Genomic DNA, 23,702 nt, shown 5'->3' on the forward strand with positions numbered 1-23,702 from the left:
TATTATCCGTGATGGTGGCGCTCTGGCAACAGAAATTCGTTATTTAACTTATTATCAGCAACGCCTTTAAGTTCGGGTACAAATTCTGTTCCTTTGAGCCTCATGCCGAGTTCAAACAGAATTTCTGCCATGTCGTCTCTAGAAACTTTAACATCTCTTAGCATGGAAAAGCGACGATCGAGCTCTTCAAAAACTTGTGTTTTCAAAGTGCGGCTTTCTTCAGATAGTCGATCTCTGGTTTTGGAGAGTTCGTCGCGAAGCGAACTGGTTTGATTGTCTATAGCCTCGTCCAGCGCTTCCACGCTGCTGGAGAATTTGCGGTTAATGCGATCGACTTGCTGCCGGATATCGGCGCTTTCTTCTTGGGTGTTTGAGGTGAGCGATTTAACTTTCTTCTCTAACGAATCCACCGCAGCCCTCATTTCTCCTGAAAGAACTGTTTTTACTTGTTCGATGCGAGTTTGCATATCTTGCTGCATCATCGACAAGTCGGAATCTATTTTATCGAAGCGATTATCGTATTCTCTAAGCTGCGCTCCAAAAATTATATCGCGAATCTGGTCGATATTTCCCAGCCGTTCGCGCATTTCTTCTTTAGTTATTTCGGCCATGCTTGTACCTAGAATCTCCCGAGATTGTGAGTTTAAGAAGTGTGCTAGTGATTTACTACCGTTGTTGGTGGCACTAGCTTTTTTGAGTGGGGGGGCTTTTATTTTTTGAACTCTCACCCCTGCGTCGGGGATGGGATTTTTTAGAGTTTTGACTCTAAATATCCTGAGATTCAAATTTTTGAGCCTGGTCTTGCCACCAAAAATGGCGGTTTGCTATCCTTGGCTTGCAGCAAGCTCATAGAAGCGTAGATTTTGCTGCTATACAGCACAGCGGGGTAGGTTTTAATGTCTTGACTGACATCCTCCATCATATCGCATCTTGACAGTGCCTCATACCACAGCGCTTGCTTCCCGGCAAAAAGCGGGCGGGCGCGGGCGCACACGTCCCATTATATATAATATATAACTCAAAAGCTGCACAGATCGCTCGCCGATCGGCTCCGAGGGATGTTGCGTTTGGCCTGAAAGCACTTATACAGTCGAACTGTGCCCCTCTCTCTCACTCCCCCTCGAACCCTCTCCTGATGCGATCGCCCTATAAAAATTCATAGGGCCCGATCGACAGCGATCAGACCCAATAATATGAGAACTTTGTGTTTTCTAACAAACGAGATGTGTTTCCGGTGGAGAACTGTTTCTTACTAGGGTTTACAACTTGTGCAGCTTTACTTTTATTCCGCAACCACAATAAGTCTGACTCGACTGCGGTTTGGCTTGACTGCTCGATCGGCAGTTCGCCACTATTCCAAGTTGTGTTCGGTTAATTTCTGCTGCGCCTGGGAATCTAGACCGGAGACACCATGTCTATATCCTCGAATTTTCTTTCTAAATATAGCGACCTCCTTTCTCTTTCTGTCCGGGTGTCTATTATTAAGTTAGCATAGCCTTTCGGAGGAGTAAAGCACTATTTGCAAAACTTGATAGGTCTTTACATTACTAAGTATAATGATATAAATATCCACATAGATGTAAGTTCTATTGCTGCTACATCTTTACATACTTAACTGTTTTTGTCATGTCTATTTCTCCTAAGTTTCTCAGTGGCAGCCAAATCCGCCAAACATTCCTCGACTTTTATGCCCAGCGGGGACATAAAATCTTGCCGAGTGCTTCTTTGGTGCCCGAAGATCCGACAGTATTGCTGACGATCGCCGGAATGCTACAATTCAAGCCGATATTTCTTGGACAGCGTACCGCCGAATCACCGCGCGCCACGACTTCTCAAAAGTGCATCCGCACCAACGACATCGAAAACGTCGGCCGCACCGCCCGCCACCACACGTTTTTTGAAATGTTGGGTAACTTCAGTTTCGGGGATTATTTCAAGAAACAGGCGATCGCCTGGGCGTGGGAACTTTCCACGGAAGTTTTCGGTTTACCAGCGTCGAATTTGGTTGTTAGTGTTTTCCGAGAAGATGACGAAGCTTTTGCGATTTGGCGCGATGAAATTGGCATTCCGGGCGATCGGATTCAGCGCATGGGAGAAGATGACAATTTCTGGCAATCCGGCCCGACTGGCCCCTGCGGCCCGTGTTCGGAGATTTACTATGATTTCTACCCAGAGAGAGGCGACAAGATTGACCTCGAAGATGATAGCAGGTTTATTGAATTCTACAACCTGGTTTTCATGCAGTACAATAAAGATGCAGAGGGCAATTTAACACCGCTGCAAAATCAAAATATTGATACTGGCCTGGGACTGGAACGGATGGCGCAAATCCTCCAGAAAGTCCCCAATAATTACGAAACAGATTTGATTTTTCCGATCGTTCAATCGGCGGCGGAACTTGCCGGGATTGATTACCACAATAGCGATGAAGAAGTCAAGGTTTCGCTGAAAGTAATTGGCGATCACATTCGGGCTGTGGTGCACATGATTGCGGACGAAATTCGCGCGTCGAATGTTGGTCGGGGTTACATTTTGCGGCGGTTGATTCGCCGGGTGGTGCGCCACGGGCGGCTGATTGGAATTCAGGGCGAATTTACGGTGCGGGTGGCTGAAAGTGCGATCGCCCTTTCGGAAGCTGCTTATCCGAACGTGCGGCGGCGGGAAGGTCAAATTAAGGCGGAATTGGCAAGGGAAGAAGCGCAGTTTCTCAAGACTTTGGAACGCGGAGAGAAGCTGCTGGAGGAAATTGTCGATCGCACAAAACAGCAAGCCAACCAACAAATCAGCGGTCAAGATGCTTTCACTCTTTACGATACCTACGGTTTCCCCTTAGAACTGACTCAAGAAATTGCTGAGGAACAGGGAATTACTGTGGATTTGGACGGCTTTGAAGCGGCGATGAAGGAACAGCAAACTCGCGCTAAAGATGCTCGCCAAACAATCGATTTGACGGTGCAGGGTTCTTTGGATAAGTTGGCTGAAACAATCCAAGGAACTGAGTTTGTTGGTTATGCTGAATTGTCGAGTTTAGCTGAGGTGGAAGTTATCTTGGTTGACGGCAAATCTGTGGAGGAAGCAGCCGCCGGTACCGAGGTACAAGTTGTTTTGAACCAAACGCCGTTTTATGCTGAATCCGGCGGACAAATTGGGGATAAAGGTTATTTGAACGGCAGCATTCAGGGAGAGAATGCAGAGGGTTTGTTGGTAAGAGTTGATGATGTGAAGAAGGAATCGGATTTCTTCGTGCATTTCGGCTTTGTGGAACGGGGAACGCTGAGAGTTGGCGATAGTATTACTGCGAAAATTGACAATAGCGGTCGCCGCCGAATTCAGGCCAACCACACAGCAACTCACTTATTACAATCAGCTTTGCGAAAAATTGTGGACGATTCGATTTCGCAAGCTGGTTCGCTGGTATCGTCTGAGAGATTGCGGTTTGATTTCAATTCTCCGCGCGCTGTCACAGCAGAAGAGTTGCAGAAAATTGAGGATTTAGTTAATAGTTGGATTGCTGAGGCGCACGCTGCTGAGGTTGCAGAAATGCCGATCGCCCAAGCGAGGGAAAAAGGCGCGACTGCGATGTTTGGCGAGAAGTACGGCGACGTGGTGCGGGTTATCGATTTTCCCGGTGTTTCGATGGAATTGTGCGGCGGAACTCACGTCAGCAATACCGCAGAAATCGGGCTGTTTAAGATTGTTTCCGAAGCGGGGGTAGCGGCGGGAACTCGCAGGATTGAAGCGGTTTCCGGTCAAGCTGTTTTGGACTATTTGAATGTGCGCGATAAGGTGGTGCGTGATTTGGGCGATCGATTTAAGGCGAAGCCTGAAGAATTGCCGAACCGGATTACTAATTTGCAGAATGAGTTGAAGGATACTCAGAAACATTTGGCTGCTGTGAAGTCGGAATTGGCGATCGCGAAATCCGACCAGTTGCTGAGTGTGGCTGAGGCGATTGGCGAATTCAAAATCATTGTAGCTCAATTGGGTGATGTGGATACGGAAGCGCTGAAAACTGCGGCGGAAAGATTGCAGCAAAAGTTAGGAAATGCTGCGGTTGTTTTGGCATCAATTCCTGAACCGGACAAGGTAAGTTTGGTGGCTGCTTTTAGTCCAGAAGTCAATAAGAAAGGATTGCAAGCTGGCAAGTTTATCGGGGGAATTGCTCAAATTTGCGGCGGAAAAGGCGGCGGGCGGCCGAATTTGGCGCAAGCTGGGGGACGCGATGCAAGTAAGTTGCAGGAAGCGTTGGAAAGTGCTCGCAATTTGTTAGTTGAAGAGTTGGGGTAATCTGGGTTTTTTGTAGGAGACTAAAACTCTTTTTATCTCTCGTTTATAGCGGAGGCTAGATCCCCCTAAATCCCCCTTAAGAAGGGGGACTTCGATCGGAATCTTGTCCCCCCCTTCTTTAAGGGGGGCTAGGGGGGATCGGGGCCTAATCGTCAGTTCGATCGCTTCCGTCTACCTGAATCTCCGCAGGCTGCTACCGCATATATTGGCCCTTACATCTGCGTTTATCCGCGTCCATCCGCCAACATCTGCGGTTAAAAAGTCCCTTGATTTCCCCGCAAAAAATGTAAAATCATACAAACATGGGTAGTAAAAAATGAACGAAGAACGCCACCAAGCCTATCTCACCCTGATTCAATCTCTCCTCACCTGGGACATCGACGAACAAACCGCCATCCTGCAAGCCAATCTCGAATTATTAGACGATAAATTTGCCGAATCTTTGCGAGAAATTGCTACTGAATTTTTAGCAAATTTGGATGTAGATAAAGCAGATATTTTTGGTCAATCTTTAAGGGATTTGAGTGTTCTATTTATAACTCTTCAGCAAGGCAGTAGAGCAAGCAACTTAGAAATTGCTATTATTTGTAACAAAATAGCATTAACCGTTTGGACTCGCGATTGTGCTGAACAAGTAGTGATTTTGACATTTTATCTACTCATACAGAATGGGTTATGTCAAATCGCATCACTACTTATGCAAAAGTATGGCGATGTTTATCTTGCAAAGCGGGCAAGCACTCAAAATAATTTGGCAGTTGCTTACTGTGAGAGAATCAAGGGAGACAGCGGTGATAATTTAGAAAGGGCGATCGCATTTTTTGAAGCAGCTTTACAAGTTCGCACCCGCGATGCTTTTCCCCAAGATTGGGCTGCGACTCAAAATAATTTGGCTGCTGCTTACACAGATAGAATCAAAGGAGAACGGGGTGAGAATATCGAAAAGGCGATCGCACTTTATGAAGCAGCTTTACAAGTTCGTACCCGCCCTGCTTTCCCGCAAGATTGGGCTCAGACTCAAAATAATTTGGCTGCTGCTTACTATAGAAGAATCAAAGGAGAACGGGGTGAGAATATCGAAAGGGCGATCGCATTTTATGAAAGAGCTTTAGAAGTTCGTAGCTGCCCTGCTTTCCCGGAACAATGGGCAGATACTCAAATTTGTTTGGGAGCTGCTTACAGTGACAGAATCAAAGGAGAACGGAGTGAGAATATCGAAAAGGCGATCGCATTTTATGAAGCTGCTTTAAAAGTTTACACCCGCGATGCTTTTCCCCAAAATTGGGCGATGACTCAAAATAATTTGGCAAATGCTTACAAAGATAGAATCAAAGGAGAACGGGGTGAGAATATTGAAAAGGCGATCGCATTTTATGAAGCTGCTTTAAAAGTTTACACCCGCGATGCTTTTCCCCAAGATTGGGCGATGGCTCAAAATAATTTGGCAACTGCTTACAGTGACAGAATCAAAGGAGAACGGGGTGAGAATATCGAAAGGGCGATCCAACTTTTTAAAGCAGCTTTAGAAGTTGACACTCCTACTACCTTACCCCTTAACTGTCTGAAAACAGGCAGAAATCTAGGCCATGTAGGATTTACAGAAAGTTTGTGGGAAACAGCCATATTCGGGTACGAAAAAGCCATCGAAGCAGTGGAACAAAGCCGCGAGTGGATCGCATCCGACAACCGCAAACGAGAAATCATCGAAGAAAATCTCGATGTCTACGAAAAAATGATGCAATCCTGCATCAATCACCAAAAATATGACAAAGCCCTGCAAACAATCGAACGCAGCAAATCCCGCTACCTAGTCGAACTCTTCACCAACAGCGAAATCTACCCCAAAACAGCCACCGACACCGAGAAACAGCAACTCCAAAACCTGCGCCGCCAAATCGCCGCCTCCCAACAATTCCTAGAAACAGAAACCCCATCTCCTCCCCCTCTTTCTCCCCCCCTTACCAAGGGGGGGCCGGGGGGGGTTCCAGATGACTCTCCCTCACAACCCACAACTCAAACCCGCAGTCTGGGCCCCGAATATTTCCAACAACAAAAAGCCAAATTAGAAACAACATCACAGCAACTAACACAACTGCTGGAACAAATAAAACAGCGAGAACCAGAATTCTCCCTAACTCAAAAAGTCGAACCCATCGACATCACCCAATTCCAACAAACCTTAGACACCGAAACAGCAATCGTAGAATGGTACATCGGCAATTCTAACTCCCCCTCCAACTCCAACTCCCCCCTTCTTAAGGGGGGCTGGGGGGGATCAGCCTTCATCATCACCCGCGACAGCATAAAACCAGTCACATATACCACAACCGAAATAGCCGAATTAGAAACCTGGAAAAACAACTATCTCGACGAATACCGCAACAAAGAAACCAACAGAACCTGGCAAAAAACCCTATCCCAAAAACTCGAAACACTCTCAGAAATCCTGCGACTAAACGAGATAATCGCCCACATCCCCCCCAACTGCAAACAACTAATCCTAGTACCCCACCGCTACCTGCACCTATTCCCCCTCCACGCCCTACAATTCACCTCAGAAACCCGATTTAAAGAAAAAACCAACTCTCGCCGCTACCTCCTCGACAGCTTCCCCGCAGGCGTGAAATACGCCCCCAGCTTGCAACTGCTGCAACTCGTAAAAAATCGCATCACCACCAGAAACTCCCCCCCACCACATCAGCAACAACTATTTGCCCTCCAGAATCCCACCGAAGACTTATTCAACGCCGACATGGAAGTAGAAACCATCAAAACCCGATTCAATCCGCATCAAATTTTACTCAAAAAACAAGCCACAAAAACCGCCCTCAACGAAAACCGAGAAAACCTCTCAAACGCCAACTACCTGCACTTTTCCTGTCACGGCATCTTCAACTTTGACTATCCGCTGCTGTCATCCCTAGTCTTAGCCGATTCCCTGGAACCGCAAACCTCACCCCCGCCCCCAGAGTCAAATCAGCCCGATGAAAAACAGCGCTATCTCACCCTACGCAGCGGCAGAAAAGCCATCCCAGAAAAATGCCTCACCCTGCGAGAAATCTTTGCCGAATTGCAGTTACCGCAGTGCAGTCTCGTCACACTTTCCGCCTGCGAAACCGGGTTAACCACCTCAACCGCAATGACGGATGAATACATTGGTTTACCCAGCGGTTTTTTGTATGCGGGTAGCATGAATGTTGTCAGCAGTCTGTGGGCTGTCGATGATTTTGCCACGGCAATTTTAATGATTAAATTTTATCAGAAATTGCCGGATGCAGATTCAGTAGCCCTCGCTTTGAATGCGGCGCAAAACTGGATGCGCGGAGTCACGGAAAAAGATTTTCGTGTTTGGATGCAATCGTTAGGTTTAGATAAAAAATTGAGTCAAAAAGTCCAATTGCGGTTAACGTCCTTCACACCAGATGAATCACTATTTTCCGACCCACAATATTGGGCTGCCTTCTGCGCTACTGGATATTAAGAGGAATCGCATCTTGAAATCGCTACCACACAAACGAAGTCTACTCCTAGCGGGCTAAGAGAAAGCATTGCGATTTAAAACAGATTTGGTATAATGTGAAGGCGAGCGTGATTGCCAGAAAAAAACAAGCCAGAAGTAATTGCAAAATCTGTGAGATGAGTTACGAAACCTAAATTTTTATCAAAGGGGAATTGTCCTATGGAACCTGAACAAATTATCAATACTTTCCTGAACTGGCTGAACGAAAAACCGAGTATCTTTATCTCTGCATGGCGTGATTTACCTGAATTAGAAACACAAATAGCTGAATCTGCCGATGATGAATTATTCCCGATTGCCATGACTATCAGCAAGTGGTGTAGCAAACACGAACTGGGAAAGACTTTGAGAGATGCTATTGAGGAACAAAACTTGGTTGATAATGTAAGTGATGCACGGCAAGATATCCGTCCCACGAAACCGACTTTAATGACAGGGCGGTCAACAACTAATATCACTAAAATTCTGCGCGACAGCATTCTAACTGCGTACAATCTACAACAAAATCCCAACCAAGAAAATAGTTCGGATACCGATAATGAACCAAAATAGCAAAATCTATGCTCCCAACGTTCATTTATTTGCCTTTCACCTCTGGGATGCCCTAGGTTCTGACTCAAATTCCCCTGTCAATTCTCAACAGCCAGCCCTAACTTCAAGCTCAAATTTCCCTGTCAATCCCGAACATTTGTGGCAAAAGTGCAACGAGATATTGAAAAATAATCTCAAAGTCGATGCGGAATTAAATTCTAGCAATTTATACAGCGCGAAAACAGCACCTCCGGGAGGGCGCGTCAACCTGATTGTTGAAAATTCTGTAAATGACCTGGCTTTTCTGCCTTTCGAGAAGAATATTGAGCATCACGGCCAGCCGATTTTTCTCCAAGGATTTGCTCAACCGCAGCGGATTGATGACAGTTATGCTTTGGGATTTAACATTAGCATTCCCGAAGAAATTGATGGTATTAAAACATCTAATGTCGATGTTAGCATTTTTCAGGAATTGAATCCAGATAACTGCTTGCTGCCGAATTCTGTTAACAGTTATTTTGGTCAAACTCTGCTGCTTACAGCTTGGCTGAGTGCGGAACAAAACCAAGAAATGCGGCAAGATGAGCATTTTCTCAAAAGCTTGGCTCAACAGTGTCTGGAAAAGTTTATTTGCGGTCAAAACTTGCCGACTTTTTACCGTCAAGGCGAGTTGTTCGGCAGTCCGATTTTGGAATATGGCAATCCGAATCAGCAGGCTTCCTACTGCCACATTCTGATCTGGTTTTTAAACAGTCCGGCAACAGGTGAAATCTGGGATGCAGCCAGGTACGGCGATTTTATGGAGCTGTTTTTGTACAGAAATAAAATTATTCGTGCTTTTTGGGAAAGTCGGGCCTATTACCGCAAAATTCGCGAGGAATATGAAAAAATTGAACGGGATATTGACAATACTTTTAAGTATTTGCAGCGAGATAAAGCTCAGCAGAAGCAATCGAAAGGTGCGGGTTTAAAGGAGGAAGAATTAAAATATCTGGAAACTCAGATGATTGAGATGCCGCCTCGGGCTGTGAAGTATGCCCGAATGCTGATTGATTTGGAGTTTCGCCAAAATACGATCGCAATTAACGCCCAAAATTACCAAGATAAATTAAATCAAATAAGTCTTGACATCAAAGCAGCTAAAAAGTACAATGATAGTGATGCCGATTTAAGTTTCCTCGAAACATTCAGCAAAGAAACTTGCCCGCAGTTTCAAAGGCAGATTCAAGCAGATTTAGGCTATTTCAAACACGGTTCCGGCTTGCTAGACCAAGCAACCGAGGCAATTAGAGCTATTGTGGCGATCGAAGAAGCTTATCGGAATGCCAAACTAGAGGTAACGATTCAAGCTGTCGGCTTTGGTTTGGGAGTAGCCGGGGTGGTGGCTGGAAGTGCTCCTTATTTAATTGAACAAGAGCCGTCGAATCAAATGGTTGCTTTGCCTTTCTTGAAGGGGGAAATTAATTCTTTTGCGTTGGTATTGTTGATTAGTATCGGTGCGGGGGTTGTGGTTTGGGGTATGGTTATGTTGAGTGCAAATTCCAAGAATCTATTAGGTAAGTTCAAGAATCTACTCGGTAAAAATAAGCAGTTGCCGCCGCAATAGAGTTGAATTGCATAAATCTTTGATTAATACGGAAACCGCAGATTCAAGGCAGATAAACACAGATTAACGCAGATAATTTTGAGATTGTTGGGAAATGAGTGCAAGAAGTCTAATCATCCCGGTTCCGGGCGGGCAAATCGCCCGCCCCAGAAAAAGATTAGCCTTAATATTGAGGTACAGACGGGTCTACTTCTTCACTCCAAGCAGTAATTCCGCCCTTAACATTAATCCCCTCAATTCCAGCTTCTTTCAAAATCCCCAAAGCCTTCGCAGAACGCCCGCCCATTTTGCAGTGTGCAATCAAGCGGTGGCCGTTCAACAATTCCTTGACCTTAGCGACACCTGCGCCGTGTTCGATATCCGGCAAAGGAACCAAAACTGACCCAGGAATTTGACAAATTTGATACTCGTTGGGATTGCGAACATCCAACAATACAAAATCCTTGGCACCGCTGTCGATTAACTGCTTAAGTTCTTTGACAGTCATCTCAGGAATTTGCGTTTGCTGACTTGCTTCCTCCGCTTTAGCTTGAGGAATGCCGCAGAATTGTTCGTAATCGATTAACTTTTCAATTACCGGGCGCACTGGATTAGGCCGCAGTTTCAATTGTCGGAACGTCATATCTAAGGCATTGTAAAGCAACAATCTGCCGCTCAAAGTAGTGCCTTGACCCAAGATAATCTTGATAGCTTCCGTTGCTTGGATAGAACCGACAACTCCGCACAAAACCCCTAAAACGCCGCCTTCTGCACAAGAAGGAACCATGCCAGGAGGCGGGGGTTCCGGGTACAAGTCGCGGTAATTCGGGCCGCCTTCGTAGTTGAAAACAGTTGCTTGCCCTTCAAATCGGAAGATGGAACCGTAGACGTTGGGCTTGTTTAAAAGCACGCAAACGTCGTTCATCAAATAGCGAGTCGGGAAGTTGTCCGTACCGTCGATAATGATATCGTAAGGAGTGGCAATGTCGATCGCATTTTCGGAACTAACGCGAGTTTCGTACAAATCAACTTGACAAAAAGGATTAATTTCTAAAATCCGATTTTTAGCCGATTCAATCTTCGGTTTCCCAACCCAAGAAGTGCCGTGAATTACTTGGCGCTGCAAATTGGAATGGTCTACAACATCAAAGTCTACAATCCCAATGCGGCCAACACCGGCGGCTGCTAAATACAGCAGCAACGGCGAACCGAGACCTCCCGTACCGATGCAGAGCACGCTGGCAGCTTTGAGACGCTTCTGCCCTTCCAATCCAACTTCTGGGAGGATGAGGTGGCGAGAGTAGCGTTCGTATTCTTGTTTGTTGAGCTGGATCTCGTCCAGATTAGGATTTAGCATGATATTGTGTGTAGCGCAGATTTTGAATTATATCCTATCTAAATCTTTCGCATTTTTACGAGTTTGTTATTTTTACTAATTATTTCTTAATCTGAGTCTGTTCCACTAGGCGAATTTCCTCTGCTTGAAAGTTCCCCTCTCCGTCAAGACTCCAACTGCGAACGTCTTCTGAACAGCCTTGTCGGACGGACACAATAATATAAGAGTATTCGGCCCACGCCAATGCCCGATCGCACTCTGAGGGCACTGCGGGACAATCCGTGTGAGAATGATATATACCGATAATATCCAGAGTGCGATCGCGCCCGTGTTTCATCGCCTGCAACATATCTTCGGGCTTTATAGCATATCTGCGTTTTTCTGTCAATTCTTTTTGGTCAGGCCAATTCTCCTGGGCCTCAGCACTCCAAGCATTCTCAGTCGGCCAAACTTCTACTATATTTTTAACATCGCCAGTAACTCGACCGAGCAACAAACCGCAGCATTCTTCAGGATAAGCGCTTTCGGCGTGGGTACGCATGGATAAAATATGAGAGTCGGAAAGTGCGATCGGCTGCATAAGATTTTATTGTAGATTTTAGTGTAGATTTTTTTTGTAAAGTGCGATTCCCTGGGGGATAGCTACGCTTCACGGGCTTTTTTTTATTGTGGAACAGGCATCTTGCCTGTTCAATAATGGATTTTCTGGAGATGTCTATTGATTTGACATTCCTGTAGCTGTTTGCAAAACACTTCTATAAGCAATAACAGCTTCTGTTTGGTTAACATATCCTACATATTGACTCAATACAGAAAAGTCTAACTCAGGCAAAAATTCACTGCTGGAAATTAACTCATAACCAGACTCCCGCAAGTGGTAAAGAGAAAATTGATCGTTAGCCCAAAACCAGACTTCAGGAACCTGCAAACCGCGATACACCTCCAGCTTGTCAACACCGCCGCTAGTCAGAGCAATTTTTATCACAATATCCGGGACTTCTGCAAGTAAACCTAAACAGTAACACTCATCTGGTTCCGCACCCCGTCTCACAGCTTCGCGGCGAAATGTAGTATTTCCGTAACCGTTGAGATTAATTAGCCTTTCAACCGCATAAGTTTCTATCAACCGGGCAATAATTGTTTTAAGCCTTTCCTGTTCTGGCGAGGTCGTCATAATAATTTCTAACGTTCCTTCCAAGTAGATCATCCTGGGAAATTCATCGACAAACATATCAGAAAGTTGCTCGTATTGCTCCCAAGTCACCTCATAGAGAATTATGCGCTGTTCAGTCGCTGGAACGAGAGTTTTTGGATCTAAAAGTAACATAATTAATTACCTCACTTAGATATCTAAACGTTAGAGTTTTTCAAGATTTCTCACCCTTCTTCTCTGTGTCCTCTGCGCCCTCTGCGGTTCATAAAAAAGTTAATTTAGGGTGCGCCCGGTCGCGCACCTTACCCCTTAGTTAATGTAGCTATCTAGCCCTCAATTGCAATCAAGTTGCAATCAAGAGGGAGTTTGCTGCAACTCAGGCCGTTCATCTGGAACGATCGCACCTTCGACAGGACACACCTGCAAACAAATACCGCAGTCAATACAGGTATCAAAATCAATCCAAAACCAATCAGTACCCTTGACATTTTTGCCGGGGCCGGGGTGAATACAAGCAACCGGACAAGCGCCAACGCAATCAGCAACTCCCTCGCAAATATTCGTAACAATAGTGTGTGCCATAGTGTTCTCTCAAAAGATTTTAGTTAGATAGGGAATTAGCAATTAGCAATTGGCAAAACCTTCTCTCAATCAGCAGGATACATAATATCATATCGGGTGATTTTTAGCCAATTACCAACTACCAATTACCAATTACCAATTAGGCTAATTTACCGTTTCAATTGTTGGCAATCCTTCGGCATTTACCCAAGCAATTTGAGCAATTCGTCGATCGCGCGCGTATTCCCGTGCCGACTCTGCTGTCTCCCGACTCTCCAAATCTATTTCTACCCGAACTAGGTGAGTAGAGTCTCGGAGTTTGCGAGCGTAAGCAAACGCGGCGGCACTAGCTTCAGGAGTTTGAGCCACAACCAACCAGTCGCTAGCGGGCGTCTGGCTGGGCAATTGCCCCTCTGTCAGCAACACTTGGTGCAATTCTTCAATATTCAGACAAAACCCGATGCCGGGGGAATTTTGCCCTTGCGGATCAAACAGTCCCAACAGTTGGTCGTAACGTCCCCCTTGTCCTAGAACTCGCTGTCCAGTCTTACTGCTGCTGACAACTTCAAACACAATTCCAGTGTAATAGTCAAATGTTTGAATTAAACTCAAATCGAGGTGAATGTGGGATTTGAGATTGGGAATTTTTGATTGGCATTGGTGCAGCAATTCGATCGCAGATTTGAGATTATTTAACGCCGCTTGCTGCGGCAAATCTAAATCCAGCTTGGCAACAATTGGCAACACCTCTTCCGGGCGACCGCGCAAGTCAAATAATAGCAGAGCTCTTTCTCGCAATTCCGTTGACAGCGGCAAAGTTTCCAAGGCAATTCGATCGAGATTGGCGATCGCCCCCCGAACTTTTTGGCGCACGTTTGGCGGAAACGGTTCTAGCAATGTTGCAGTCAAGCCCGCTTCTCCCAAAACCAAATGCCACTCATCAATTTCCAAGCTCTGCAAGCACTCAGACAGCAGCAGCAGCACTTCCGCATCCGCAACCGCCCCCCCCGCGCCGAGGAGCTCTACGCCAGCTTGATAGAACTCCTGTTGCCCGCCTGAGCCAGTATCTGGGCCTTTGCGGAACACGTTAGCGTTGTAGTAGAGGCGCTGAGGCTGCCAGCGAGTCCCGGCCATCCGCATTGCAGCCGCGCGCGCGATCGATGCTGTCAATTCCGGCCGCAAACCAAGTTCTCCATCCTCGGCGTCTTGCAATTGAATTAAGGTCGATCGGTCGATCGCGCCCCCAGCCATCAATGTCTCCAGCCTTTCTAGAGTAGAGGTAATAATCCGGTGATAGCCCCAGCGGTGAAAAACCTGCTGCAAGCGCCGTTCGATCGAAATTTTTTGAGCAACGTCAAGGGGCAATAAATCTCTTGCGCCGGATGGGGGTTGGTGAACCATATCAATTTTAGATTTTAGACTTTAGATTTTAGATGGGGCTTAAAAGCTTAGCTTTATGGACGGTGTTAAAGTCTAACCAGGCCAGCTTAACATTCGACTTTAACAAATTAAGGTGTCATATTAATTTTAGATTTGAGATTTTAGATTGGGCTTAGAAGCTTAGCTTTAGGGGACGGTGTTAAAGTCGAAGAAGGCAAGCTTAACATTCGACTTTAACAAATTAAGGCGTCATATCGTTTTCGTTTGCATCGCAATTATCATTTTCCCCGTCAGTGCGATCGTCCCGTTCTTTCTGGAGAATCCGCGATCGCGGGACGATCGCACTGATGGTATAATTCCGATGTCACCGGATTTGATATCACCAAGTCTTGATTGTTTTAATCTACCTCACTCCACTGCTGAGCAGTTCATTCGTTTCTAAATATTCAAGACTCACCACTCACAACTTCTCACTTCTTCTTCCCGCCAAACAAACTTGCAAAAAATCCTGGTTTCTCGTCACCTTTTTTGGCTTTTGCGGAAGCTTGTTCCAGCTTTTTCTTCACCTCCAAAGCCGTCGGTTCTTCAGGATTTGATGCCAAAGCTTTGTTCATCTCAAGTTTTGCCATTGTGGCTTGATTTTGTTCAAGGTAACACATTGCTAACATAGCGTGAGCCTTGCTGTGTTTTGGATCGCGCTTCAGGGCTTCCCTCAACTCCAAACTTGCTTTAGCGTAATTTTTGCTGTCCATAAATCCTTGAGCTCGGCGGCAATAGGCTTCGGTCTGCGAGTCTGGGGGTTCGACTTTAGGCGGAGGAGGAGGAGGCGCGGGATTTGCGGTGACTGAGGTTGCTGCTGCTGTTTTTTCTGTGCTAGTTGGGTTTGTGGCTTTTGCAGATGAACCGGGTGCAACCGCACCACCACCACCCATGCGCTCTTTTCGCAGCAGGTAAACCATGTTAAGTTCGCTAATTTGATCGATCGCCTCTTGCGTTTCCTTAACTGATTCGTACTGCTTGAGAGCGAGTTTGCTAACTGCTGTTTTGTAAGCTTCTTCCCAATTTTGAGCGGTAACTAACTGTTTAGCTGCTTCGCTTTCGATTTGCATTTTCGCCTGTTCTTTAACAACGCGCTTGCCGATGGCTGCTAATAGCAGGCTGTATTCTTTGCGATCGCTTTCCTTAGAGAATTTGTTGTAAGCCGGATTGACTACTTTTGACAAAAATTGGTTGGCCCAATCTTTATCTGCTTGGTCTTCAAAAGAGCAAGTATCCGAATGCAAGCGGCGGGCGATTTTCATGTAGCGCTTGCGGATGTCGTTAAACTCGGCGTCTAAGGGAATTCCCAAAATTGCGTGCTGATCTGTAAAGTCATACTTGAACAGCCCTTTTGTCATTTCAAAAGACATAACTTTTACTCTTCCTTTCCTGGCTTTTCACTATTCTTTAATGTAGCTTGAGTCAAGGGGTTCTGACCCCCGTACTACCCCCGATCTATTGCTGGGGGGCGCTACTTCCAAGAAGATAAGGGAGGAACTGCTAGCAGTGCGCTGCTGAGTTCGGCGTGTATTTTGCCGTTTGTGGCCAAAATCCGACCTGAGTTCATCTCAAAGGCACTACCGTCATAAGCTGTAATTTGACCTCCGGCTTCGGAGACGATGACTACACCTGCTGCTATGTCCCAAGGGGACAGTCCCCGTTCCCAATATCCGTCCGATCGCCCGCAGGCGAGGTGTGCGAGGTCTAGGGATGCGGAACCGCTGCGCCGCACGCCTTGGGTGAGGTGGGTGAGGTGACAGAATTCGGCATAGTTATTGTCTGCTGTTTCGCGGCGATCGTATGCAAAGCCAGTGACTAGCAAGCTGGTTCTCAATTCTGGGATTTGGGAAACTTCGATCGGCGATCGGTTGCAGGTTGCTCCCAATCCTTTGCCTGCCCGAAACAATTCATTATGAAAAGGGTCGTAAATTACTCCAATTTGTGGTATTCCGTCGATTAAAAGTCCGATCGACACGGCCCAAAAAGGATATTGGTGAGCATAATTTGTTGTGCCATCCAAAGGGTCGATCGCCCACAGGTATTTGCTGCTGGCATCCCCTAATTTGCCGGATTCTTCGGCGAGGATGGCGTGGTCGGGTACGTGGCGGCCGAGAATTTCTAAGATAACCGCTTCTGAGGCTTTGTCGGCTTCTGTTACTAAATCGCCCGATCGGCCTTTTTCTTGAATTTTTTCTAATTTTCCGCAGAAAGATTTCAGGACGGAACCGGCGGCTAGGGCTGCTTCGGTGGCTATTTCTAAGAAGTTTTGCAGTTGATTGTCAGTCATTGGGAATTGGGAATTGGGAATTGGGAATTGGGAATTGGGAATTGGGAATTGGGAATTGGGAATTGCTTCCAATGACAACTGCCAACTGTCAACTGTCAACTGTCAACTGCCAACTGTCAACTGTCAACTGTCAACTGTCAACTGTCAACTGACTAATTCCGATTTTGCTGGCGAAATTCTGCGGGAGTTTGGCGCAAAGCTCGTTCTGGATTCCACAGACCTTTACCCATGAGTCTCGCCCATTCTTGAGCGTTGATGAGTCGCTGCTGATATTTGGTGTTGGGCGATCGCACTGAGGCCAGGGCATAACCTTCTTTGACTAGCAGTTCGTTGAGCAAAATTTTATCTTGCCACAAGTAGGCTAGTTTGCGATCGAACTGGTCTTTCTCTTCGATGTCTGATTCTAACAATACCTGTTTTCCCACAGTTAGCTGTTCTAGTCTTTGTTTGGCTGCTTCTCCCCAAGGCTGCTGTTTTAAATCCGGCGCATCAATACCAATCAGCCTGATTTGTTCTAATAAGGCTATTTTGTCGGCTGTACTGATAACTTCGATTGTTTGGCCGCTGATGGCCCTTTCTACTTTGGCGATCGTACCTTGCGGCATTTCTGGTTTTTGGCAGCTAGCTAGCAACAGACAAAGGGCGATCGCACATAATCGATAAAGCATGGATAATTGGTAGTTGATTATTTATCAAATTCCCTCACTCTTCATCCAACGGCAAACCGGCTTTAACTTTACCTTTGCCGAAGTAGCGGCCGAATTGCAGTTCGTACACTTCGTCTTCGTCTTGCGTCTCTACCTCGATGTTGGAACGGGGATAGCTGACGCACAGCAGGGCATAACCCTCTTTTTGCAGTTCCACAGAAAGCCCCATTGCTTCTGGCTGGTGCAGTTCCCCCGACTTGACGCGCACCGCACAGGCGGTACAAGCGCCGTTGCGGCAGGAAAAGGGCAATTCTACTCCTTGGTTTTCGGCGCTTTGCAGGATGTAGCGGTCTTCGGGTACTCGCACGGTGTGGCGATCGCCTGTCTGTCTGTTATGAATTTTAATTGTGTAAGAGTCTGTCATGGAATTTTAGATTTTAGATTTTAGATTTTAGATTGGGGTTTGCGGGGCTAAATCCTTTATATGAAAGGGTTTGCGACACAGGAAGCAGAATCCGGCCTGCCCGTTTGACACCCTACCCACATTAAACAGCAAATTTATGCCGTTACCCCTTCCCAAATCAGATTTGTTCTGCTAAGATAGTTTAGCTGTGGCTAAATGAATTAATTTAGCCCTGGAGAGGTGGCCGAGCGGTTGAAGGCGCACGCCTGGAAAGTGTGTTTAGGGCAACTTAACGAGGGTTCGAATCCCTCCCTCTCCGTTAATCAAGCTGTTCAGGCAAAAAAAACAGCTTGCAACAAAAATCTCTGATATGAGATAAATACTTTGATTAGAGCGATCGCCCTTGAATTCTTTTAGAAAACTCAAGGGATCTCGCTTTTATATTTTTGAGGGTAAATTACGGGCGATCGCGCCGAGAATAAACGCCCAGATAATGCCAATAGTAGAAAACCATAGTGAAGATCCTCCACCAATCGCCAGCGATATGGTCTAAGAGCGTCACTTAATTGTTTTTCCAATGCCCAATTTCCAAATTAAATGAACAAGCTAGGTGAGATTTTAAAATAATCGCCTAGTGCCTTAGCTTGTGCCTTGCTAATCGCTCTTTTCCCATTCACAACCTCAGACACCACACCGCTCGATCCAATGATACCTACCAAGTCCGCTTGACGGGTGCCGCTGGATTCCATGATGTGTTGCAAAATCTCATGAGGCTCCGATTCGATCGGATAATTTTCCGTCTCATAAACTTCAATCAGCGTGACTAACAACTTGTATAAAGCTCTCTCCTCTGGAGTGAGCTTTTTAGCGAACGTTAGCCGTTCTGCCACAGCCAGGAGGCGATCGTATTCCTCTTGGGTTTCGATCGCTCTAGGAGCAATTTCTGCAAGCAATTTGCTATAAGTAGCTCCATCAAAAGTAAGGATCATTTTTCCATTTTTCTTTGTCGTATTCAGCGTGGGTTAGGAAATATTTGTAAAAAATAGTTTGCTCCTCGTAGTTGATGCCGACTATCAGGCGATATTCGTTGCCTTTGATATTGAAGACTGTCAAGTTTCCTACTGCTTCGGCATCCCGGTAAATCTTGCGAACCTCCTCCAAATTCTGCCATTCTGCTTGCTTTACAGTTGCATTCCAGCTATCAATTTGATTTTTGACATCGGGGTACTGGGCAGAATCTTTACGGAGGTTCCGGATCGAGATTAGGTGCATTTGTTTTTCTTTGATTTGTTCTTTTGTTTTGCATAGCGATCTTCGGGTAAACAACTGCATAGACTACTATGCTTATACTCTCGTTTTGAGAGGAAAATGTCAAGGCCCGATCGAGTAAAAATTCTTTAACCCACTCCAAGTGGGTTTTGTCTGTGTAGGCGCGGTTGGAAACCGCAGGCTTTGTCTTTAATCCCACTCTTCCTCCCCCGACTTGATCCTCATCGTGTAAAAAAGCTTCTAGCAGCGTGGTTCGGGCGATCGCCTCGCAAATCAGAGTCAGCGTTTTAGCAGAGGCTCTACGCACGACAGGGTTGCGGTGATGTGCTAAGCTTCCACCAAAAAAGGAGTTGCAGGTTTGCCAATTGAGCCGAGAGTTTCGGCTAAACTCAGCCTCACCATTCCCTGCGAATCTCCCATACATTCAACCATCTTTTTGAGCAGTTCGCTGTCGTTGGGATTGAAAGTTGCGAGGGCCATTTGCTCCATCACCGTTTGCAGCAAAGCGTCGCTTTCTGCTGGCTCAATTACTGTTTGAATATCAGTCGGGTAATTTTAGATTTTAAATTTTAGATTTTAGATTGAGCTAATGTATATCGAACTTAGCATCAGCGAGATTTGCCCCTCTGAACGAAGTACCCTCAGCATTTCCAATCTCTCGAACAATAGCCGAGAAAGACACAAACGCAAACCAAAGATACAGCAGCGACAGCAAACCGAAACAAATACCCCAAAACAGTTTGTGAGTGCTCAGAAAAGCGCTCGCCGTTGCACTTAACAAAAAAGCTGCTGCGTAAGTCGCCACACTTCCAGCCGATGCGATCGCCACCTGTGAAAATTGGCTACGAATCCGGGAATTCACAAAAAACATTAACACCCCGCCGATCGACATTCCAGCAAGAGCAGCCTGGGAATTATTATTAGTTGCAGTCCCAGCATAGAAAAATCCCAGCAAAGCTCCTGATAGAATAGCAGAAATTGTTCGTGCCAATCTACCCGCTTTTGAGGTTTTTGGCTGTTTGCTGGCGATCGCCGAAGCGAAGCCAGCAGCGCTCAAAACCCCGTACAGCAACAGAACAAAAGGCCAACTGCCAGAGCCCGGTAGTTGTCCTTGAGTTCCCAAAATCAGTCGAGTCAGAACATCGCCCACAACCAAACAAATCGCGATCGCCCCAGCACTCAAAACAGCTATCTGTCGCCGAGAAAGCCCGATTTTCGCACCGATAAAATTCGCACCCGCTAACTGAGCATTTCTAAAATTGCAGCCTCGAACATCCGCACCGCTGAAATCAGCACCGCTAAGAACTTGTCCTTGGAACGATCTATTTCGTAAAATTTGATTGCTAAAATTATTGGAACCCGAATACTTCATATTAGTACAGGATGCTTGAAAATATATAAATCTGTCAGTTTTCCCCTCCCCGATCTCAAATCTAAAATGGTATGAATTATCGACCCACGATCAAACCAATTTGGCATATTCTCGGTCTCGGAATATTGCTCGCACCAATACTACTCTACAACATTCCCTACTTTTTGCGCCCCCAACAAACAAACGAAGCCCGATCGCTCTTTCAAGGAATAGCCTACCGCAGGGAATTTCGGACTAATCCGCGTCCCACCCTAATTCACATTGTTAGCATCGACCTAAAAGCGCCGGGAATAGGAATTTTTGTCACTCCCGGAAACCCAACACCCGATTTAACAGAAACCAATGCCCGCACCGCTACTGAATTCCTGAAAGAATTTAAATTGCAATTAGCCGTCAACGGCAATTTTTTTTATCCCTGCATCGAGGAAGCACCTTGGGATTACTATCCCCGCAGTGGCGATCGAGTAAATAATGTCGGACACGCCATTGCCAAAAGCCAAGCTTATTCTCAACCACATTCAGGCTTTCCCGCCCTTTGTTTTGATGCCAAAAACCGCGCTCAAATAATCGAAAACGGTACTTGTCCTGCGGGAACAGCCTATGCAGTTGCCGGAGATACTTTGCTGGTAAAAAATGGCCAACCCGTAGCACAAAGCCAGAAAGAACGCACACAGGATAAACCCTATCCCCGTGCCGTCGCGGCGATCGACAAAACAGGCGACAAGTTGTGGTTAATTCTGGCAGACGGCAAGCAGAGGCTTTACAGTGAAGGGCTGAAATTGAGCGAAATAACTGATATTTCGATGCAGTTGGGAGCCGAGACAGTGCTGAATTTAGATGGCGGCGGGTCGGTAACTTTTGCAGTAGCATCGCCGTCAGGAGCGAAACTGTTGAATGCTCCGATTCAGAATAAAATTCCCATGCAGGAACGTCCAATTTCCAATCATTTGGGATTTTACGCGCGAGATAATAATGATGCCTCCGCATACTCAAATAAATAGGGTACTGATTGCCTTCATTAGTAATACAAAAATTCGCTTAAATACCCACAAAATTTATTATTCAGCAGTGAAGTTTTTTTTAATCTGCCCAAAATCCGGGAATAATTGCTAAAATTGTAAAGAAACGTAACAAAAATTTATAATTGGCTTATGAAAATTAACGAAATCCAAGCAGCGCTGCAAAGTTCGGATTCTCAAGAGAGGCTGCGGGGGGTAACGGCTCTGAGAAACTGCGATTCTGCGGTGGCGCTGCCGATGTTGCTGAGCAAAGTGGACGATCGCGAGTTTATGGTGCGATCGTTCGTGGCGATGGGATTGCGGCAGATTCAAACTGCGGAAGCTTTTGCGGCGCTGTTAAAAATGATGCAGTTCGATCGCGATCCGAACGTGCGCGCCGAAGCCGCTAATTCTTTGTCAAGGTTCGGAACCGAGGCAATTTCTCATTTAGTCGAAGCTTTTCGCCGCGATGACAATTGGCTCGTTCGGCGCAGCATTATGGCTCCGCTGTACGAAATGCAGTGTCCTGATGCAGTATTTGAAATTTGTGCGATCGGTCTTGGCGGCGAAGATTTACCAGTTCAGGAAGCAGCAATTGACGGATTTGGTCTGCTGGCAAATACCCAGAAGCAAGAAGAGGCTTTGCAGCAATTATTACCTCTTGTGAGCGCGGATTACTGGGGAATTCGGCTGCGAGTTGCTCGCGCGCTGAGGAAATTTGACAATCCTCAAGCTCGCGCTGCTGTGAGCTATTTGGCAAAAGATCGAGATCATCGGGTTGCAGGTGCGACTTTGGAAGCTTCGCTTTAAAACAACGGCTTACAAGCTCAACTGCGCTATCTGCGGTATCGTGCCGAAAAAAACCCGCGTCAGGGAATGTTCACGCGGTTCTACGGGGAGGAATGAACCCAAGAGTATATTCACGGATTTTTGTTCAATTGGGAACGCAAGCTGGCACAATTGGTAAGTAACAAGAATTAATTTTAATACAAGCTTCAGCCACTACACTTATTAGTGTAGGTTGGCATGAGGAAAATGCCAATGGTCAAAAAAAATCGCAATGTAGTTAGTTCCAATTCAGAAAGTAAAGTCAAAGTCGGACTTTCGCTGACTTCTTCTAGTGCCGATCGATTAAACACGATCGCTCGCAAGCTCGGAATATCAAGGTCGGAACTCCTAGAACGCTTGGCACAAGGCGCTCTGGATATTTCTAAGGACAAGACGGAAGTTACTGTCACTTGGAAAAAAGGTGAAGAAACTGAGGTAGATGCAGCCCACTTGCAAGGGGAAACAGCCGAAGAAAGCGAAGTTAATGACGCTGTAACGGCAGAAACTCTATCGGACTCGGTGAGTGTAAAGCCAAATCCGCTGCAAGAAAGTTACGAAAGTTTACAGCAGCAGTTGAGTGAACGCGAAAGTTCGATCGCTTCTTTGCAGCAGCAATTCGCTACTGAAAAGCAAAATCTCGAAAGCCAATTAGCCGAAACTGTAGCGAAGTCAAGTTACGAAACTTTACAGCAGCAGTTGAGTGAACGCGAAAGTTCGATCGCTTCTTTGCAGCAGCAATTCGCTGAAAAAGAACACCGGGAACACGAGTTTGTGCAACAGCTAGCCGAAAAATCCAGCGCTCTGGAATCTTTGCAGCAGCAATTCGCTGAAAAAGAACACCGGGAACACGAGTTTGTGCAACAGCTAGCCGAAAAATCCAGTGCTCTGGAATCTTTGCAGCAACAGCTAGGCGAAAAATCCAGTGCTCTGGAATCTTTGCAGCAGCAATTGGCCCAAAGAGAACACCGAGAACACGAGTTTCAGCAACAACTAGGCGAAAAATCCAGTGCTTTGGAATCTTTGCAGCAACAGCTAGGCGAAAAATCCAGTGCTCTGGAATCTTTGCAGCAGCAATTCGCCACCGAAAAGCAAAATCTCGAAAGCCAATTCCAGGAAACCGTGTCAAAGTCGAGTTACGAATCTTTACAGCACGAGTTAGCAGAAAAGTCAAGTGCGATCGGCGACTTCCAAGTTCAACGAAGCAAGTTGCAATCTCTAGAAAATCAATTGAGCCAGAGTGCGGCGATACAGCGAAATTACGACGCTTTGCAACAACAGTCTCAAGAACAGCTAAGAACCATCAAAGCTTTACGGGAACAGTTAGCTCAAATGCAGGCTGTGGCTGGGATTGGCGAAGCTTATCTCAACAAGTGGCGCCGTCCCTGATTTTCTCATCAGCACGGCACAGTCTAACGCTCCGGGTGCGCCCGGATCACTTTATCCCTAAAAAGTCCTCTAAACTCGGTCTCCTTCCTCTTGTAGCGATAGATTTCAACCTGTCGCTAC

At 46.1% G+C, this 23,702-nt stretch carries 23 protein-coding genes and 1 tRNA gene; 8 read left to right on the plus strand and 16 right to left on the minus strand.

Going from position 1 to position 23,702, the window contains the following annotated elements:
* Nucleotides 1–2 precede the first annotated feature (2 nt).
* Entirely contained in the window at nucleotides 3–611 is a 609-nt protein-coding gene (locus tag QUA36_RS17225) for a hypothetical protein (RefSeq protein WP_333458504.1), read from the minus strand.
* 170 nt (nucleotides 612–781) lie between these two features.
* On the minus strand, nucleotides 782–994 hold the full coding sequence (locus QUA36_RS17230) for a hypothetical protein (protein ID WP_333165016.1): 213 nt from the start codon (nucleotides 992–994) through the stop codon (nucleotides 782–784).
* 632 nt (nucleotides 995–1,626) lie between these two features.
* On the opposite strand from QUA36_RS17230, the gene alaS reads away from it, so the two are divergent.
* From alaS to QUA36_RS17250, 4 genes are all read left to right on the plus strand, one after another.
* Nucleotides 1,627–4,287, plus strand: a complete 2,661-nt coding sequence (gene alaS, locus QUA36_RS17235; RefSeq protein WP_333458505.1) for an alanine--tRNA ligase — start codon at nucleotides 1,627–1,629, stop codon at nucleotides 4,285–4,287.
* Between the two features lie 316 nt (nucleotides 4,288–4,603).
* Nucleotides 4,604–7,768, plus strand: coding sequence for a CHAT domain-containing tetratricopeptide repeat protein (locus tag QUA36_RS17240; RefSeq protein WP_333458506.1), 3,165 nt, complete (start codon nucleotides 4,604–4,606; stop codon nucleotides 7,766–7,768).
* A gap of 198 nt (nucleotides 7,769–7,966) precedes the next feature.
* Nucleotides 7,967–8,359, plus strand: a complete 393-nt coding sequence (locus tag QUA36_RS17245) for a hypothetical protein (RefSeq protein WP_333165024.1) — start codon at nucleotides 7,967–7,969, stop codon at nucleotides 8,357–8,359.
* Nucleotides 8,346–9,944, plus strand: a complete 1,599-nt coding sequence (locus tag QUA36_RS17250; RefSeq protein ID WP_333458507.1) for a hypothetical protein — start codon at nucleotides 8,346–8,348, stop codon at nucleotides 9,942–9,944. The genes QUA36_RS17245 and QUA36_RS17250 overlap by 14 nt, the downstream gene beginning before the upstream one ends.
* A 163-nt stretch (nucleotides 9,945–10,107) precedes the next feature.
* Here the strand turns inward: QUA36_RS17250 and moeB are convergent, their stop codons facing one another.
* The 9 genes from moeB to QUA36_RS17295 all read right to left on the minus strand — a co-directional run bounded on the left by moeB (nucleotide 10,108) and on the right by QUA36_RS17295 (nucleotide 17,750).
* Nucleotides 10,108–11,280, minus strand: a complete 1,173-nt coding sequence (gene moeB, locus QUA36_RS17255; protein WP_333458508.1) for a molybdopterin-synthase adenylyltransferase MoeB — start codon at nucleotides 11,278–11,280, stop codon at nucleotides 10,108–10,110.
* 79 nt (nucleotides 11,281–11,359) lie between these two features.
* Nucleotides 11,360–11,839, minus strand: a complete 480-nt coding sequence (locus QUA36_RS17260; protein WP_333458509.1) for a M67 family metallopeptidase — start codon at nucleotides 11,837–11,839, stop codon at nucleotides 11,360–11,362.
* 135 nt (nucleotides 11,840–11,974) lie between these two features.
* Nucleotides 11,975–12,586, minus strand: a complete 612-nt coding sequence (locus QUA36_RS17265; RefSeq protein ID WP_333458510.1) for a Uma2 family endonuclease — start codon at nucleotides 12,584–12,586, stop codon at nucleotides 11,975–11,977.
* A gap of 180 nt (nucleotides 12,587–12,766) precedes the next feature.
* The gene (locus QUA36_RS17270) at nucleotides 12,767–12,994 is read right to left on the minus strand and encodes an indolepyruvate ferredoxin oxidoreductase subunit alpha (RefSeq protein ID WP_015174956.1); all 228 of its coding nucleotides are present in this window, start codon (nucleotides 12,992–12,994) and stop codon (nucleotides 12,767–12,769) included.
* 144 nt (nucleotides 12,995–13,138) lie between these two features.
* The gene (locus tag QUA36_RS17275; protein ID WP_333165036.1) at nucleotides 13,139–14,374 is read right to left on the minus strand and encodes an ATP phosphoribosyltransferase regulatory subunit; all 1,236 of its coding nucleotides are present in this window, start codon (nucleotides 14,372–14,374) and stop codon (nucleotides 13,139–13,141) included.
* A gap of 449 nt (nucleotides 14,375–14,823) precedes the next feature.
* On the minus strand, nucleotides 14,824–15,762 hold the full coding sequence (locus QUA36_RS17280; RefSeq protein WP_333458511.1) for a tetratricopeptide repeat protein: 939 nt from the start codon (nucleotides 15,760–15,762) through the stop codon (nucleotides 14,824–14,826).
* Nucleotides 15,763–15,863: 101 nt separating this feature from the next.
* Complete coding sequence (locus QUA36_RS17285; RefSeq protein WP_333458533.1) at nucleotides 15,864–16,679, minus strand: inositol monophosphatase family protein; 816 nt, start codon at nucleotides 16,677–16,679, stop codon at nucleotides 15,864–15,866.
* 152 nt (nucleotides 16,680–16,831) lie between these two features.
* Nucleotides 16,832–17,347 (minus strand): thermonuclease family protein, encoded by a 516-nt coding sequence (locus QUA36_RS17290; protein WP_333456258.1) that lies wholly within the window; start codon nucleotides 17,345–17,347, stop codon nucleotides 16,832–16,834.
* Nucleotides 17,348–17,381: 34 nt separating this feature from the next.
* Nucleotides 17,382–17,750 carry a 2Fe-2S iron-sulfur cluster-binding protein gene (locus QUA36_RS17295; protein ID WP_333185390.1) on the minus strand — a complete coding sequence of 123 codons (369 nt, stop codon included), beginning with the start codon at nucleotides 17,748–17,750 and terminating at the stop codon, nucleotides 17,382–17,384.
* A 213-nt stretch (nucleotides 17,751–17,963) separates the two neighbouring features.
* Between QUA36_RS17295 and QUA36_RS17300 the strand changes: the two genes are divergently transcribed.
* Nucleotides 17,964–18,048, plus strand: a tRNA-Ser gene (locus QUA36_RS17300).
* Between the two features lie 274 nt (nucleotides 18,049–18,322).
* Here the strand turns inward: QUA36_RS17300 and QUA36_RS17305 are convergent.
* The 5 genes from QUA36_RS17305 to QUA36_RS17325 form a co-directional block, all read right to left on the minus strand.
* Entirely contained in the window at nucleotides 18,323–18,718 is a 396-nt protein-coding gene (locus tag QUA36_RS17305) for a transcriptional regulator (RefSeq protein WP_333458512.1), read from the minus strand.
* Nucleotides 18,702–19,001, minus strand: coding sequence for a type II toxin-antitoxin system HigB family toxin (locus tag QUA36_RS17310; RefSeq protein WP_333458513.1), 300 nt, complete (start codon nucleotides 18,999–19,001; stop codon nucleotides 18,702–18,704). The genes QUA36_RS17305 and QUA36_RS17310 overlap by 17 nt, the downstream gene beginning before the upstream one ends.
* Entirely contained in the window at nucleotides 18,970–19,305 is a 336-nt protein-coding gene (locus QUA36_RS17315) for a hypothetical protein (protein ID WP_333458514.1), read from the minus strand. Before QUA36_RS17315 ends, QUA36_RS17310 begins: the two co-directional genes overlap by 32 nt.
* A 20-nt stretch (nucleotides 19,306–19,325) precedes the next feature.
* Nucleotides 19,326–19,502, minus strand: coding sequence for a HEAT repeat domain-containing protein (locus QUA36_RS17320; RefSeq protein WP_333458515.1), 177 nt, complete (start codon nucleotides 19,500–19,502; stop codon nucleotides 19,326–19,328).
* Between the two features lie 82 nt (nucleotides 19,503–19,584).
* Nucleotides 19,585–20,370 (minus strand): pentapeptide repeat-containing protein, encoded by a 786-nt coding sequence (locus QUA36_RS17325; protein WP_333458516.1) that lies wholly within the window; start codon nucleotides 20,368–20,370, stop codon nucleotides 19,585–19,587.
* Between the two features lie 71 nt (nucleotides 20,371–20,441).
* On the opposite strand from QUA36_RS17325, the gene QUA36_RS17330 reads away from it, so the two are divergent.
* The 3 genes from QUA36_RS17330 to QUA36_RS17340 all read left to right on the plus strand — a co-directional run bounded on the left by QUA36_RS17330 (nucleotide 20,442) and on the right by QUA36_RS17340 (nucleotide 23,582).
* Nucleotides 20,442–21,371: a phosphodiester glycosidase family protein gene (locus tag QUA36_RS17330; protein ID WP_333228458.1), complete on the plus strand. Its 930-nt coding sequence runs from the start codon at nucleotides 20,442–20,444 to the stop codon at nucleotides 21,369–21,371.
* Nucleotides 21,372–21,521: 150 nt separating this feature from the next.
* Nucleotides 21,522–22,178, plus strand: a complete 657-nt coding sequence (locus tag QUA36_RS17335; protein WP_333458517.1) for a HEAT repeat domain-containing protein — start codon at nucleotides 21,522–21,524, stop codon at nucleotides 22,176–22,178.
* A gap of 231 nt (nucleotides 22,179–22,409) precedes the next feature.
* A complete protein-coding gene (locus QUA36_RS17340; protein ID WP_333458518.1) occupies nucleotides 22,410–23,582 on the plus strand; it encodes a ribbon-helix-helix protein, CopG family in 1,173 nt (390 codons plus the stop codon).
* Nucleotides 23,583–23,702 lie beyond the last annotated feature (120 nt).

This window comes from Microcoleus sp. Pol10D4 (genome assembly GCF_036701555.1).
Lineage (GTDB): Bacteria > Cyanobacteriota > Cyanobacteriia > Cyanobacteriales > Microcoleaceae > Microcoleus.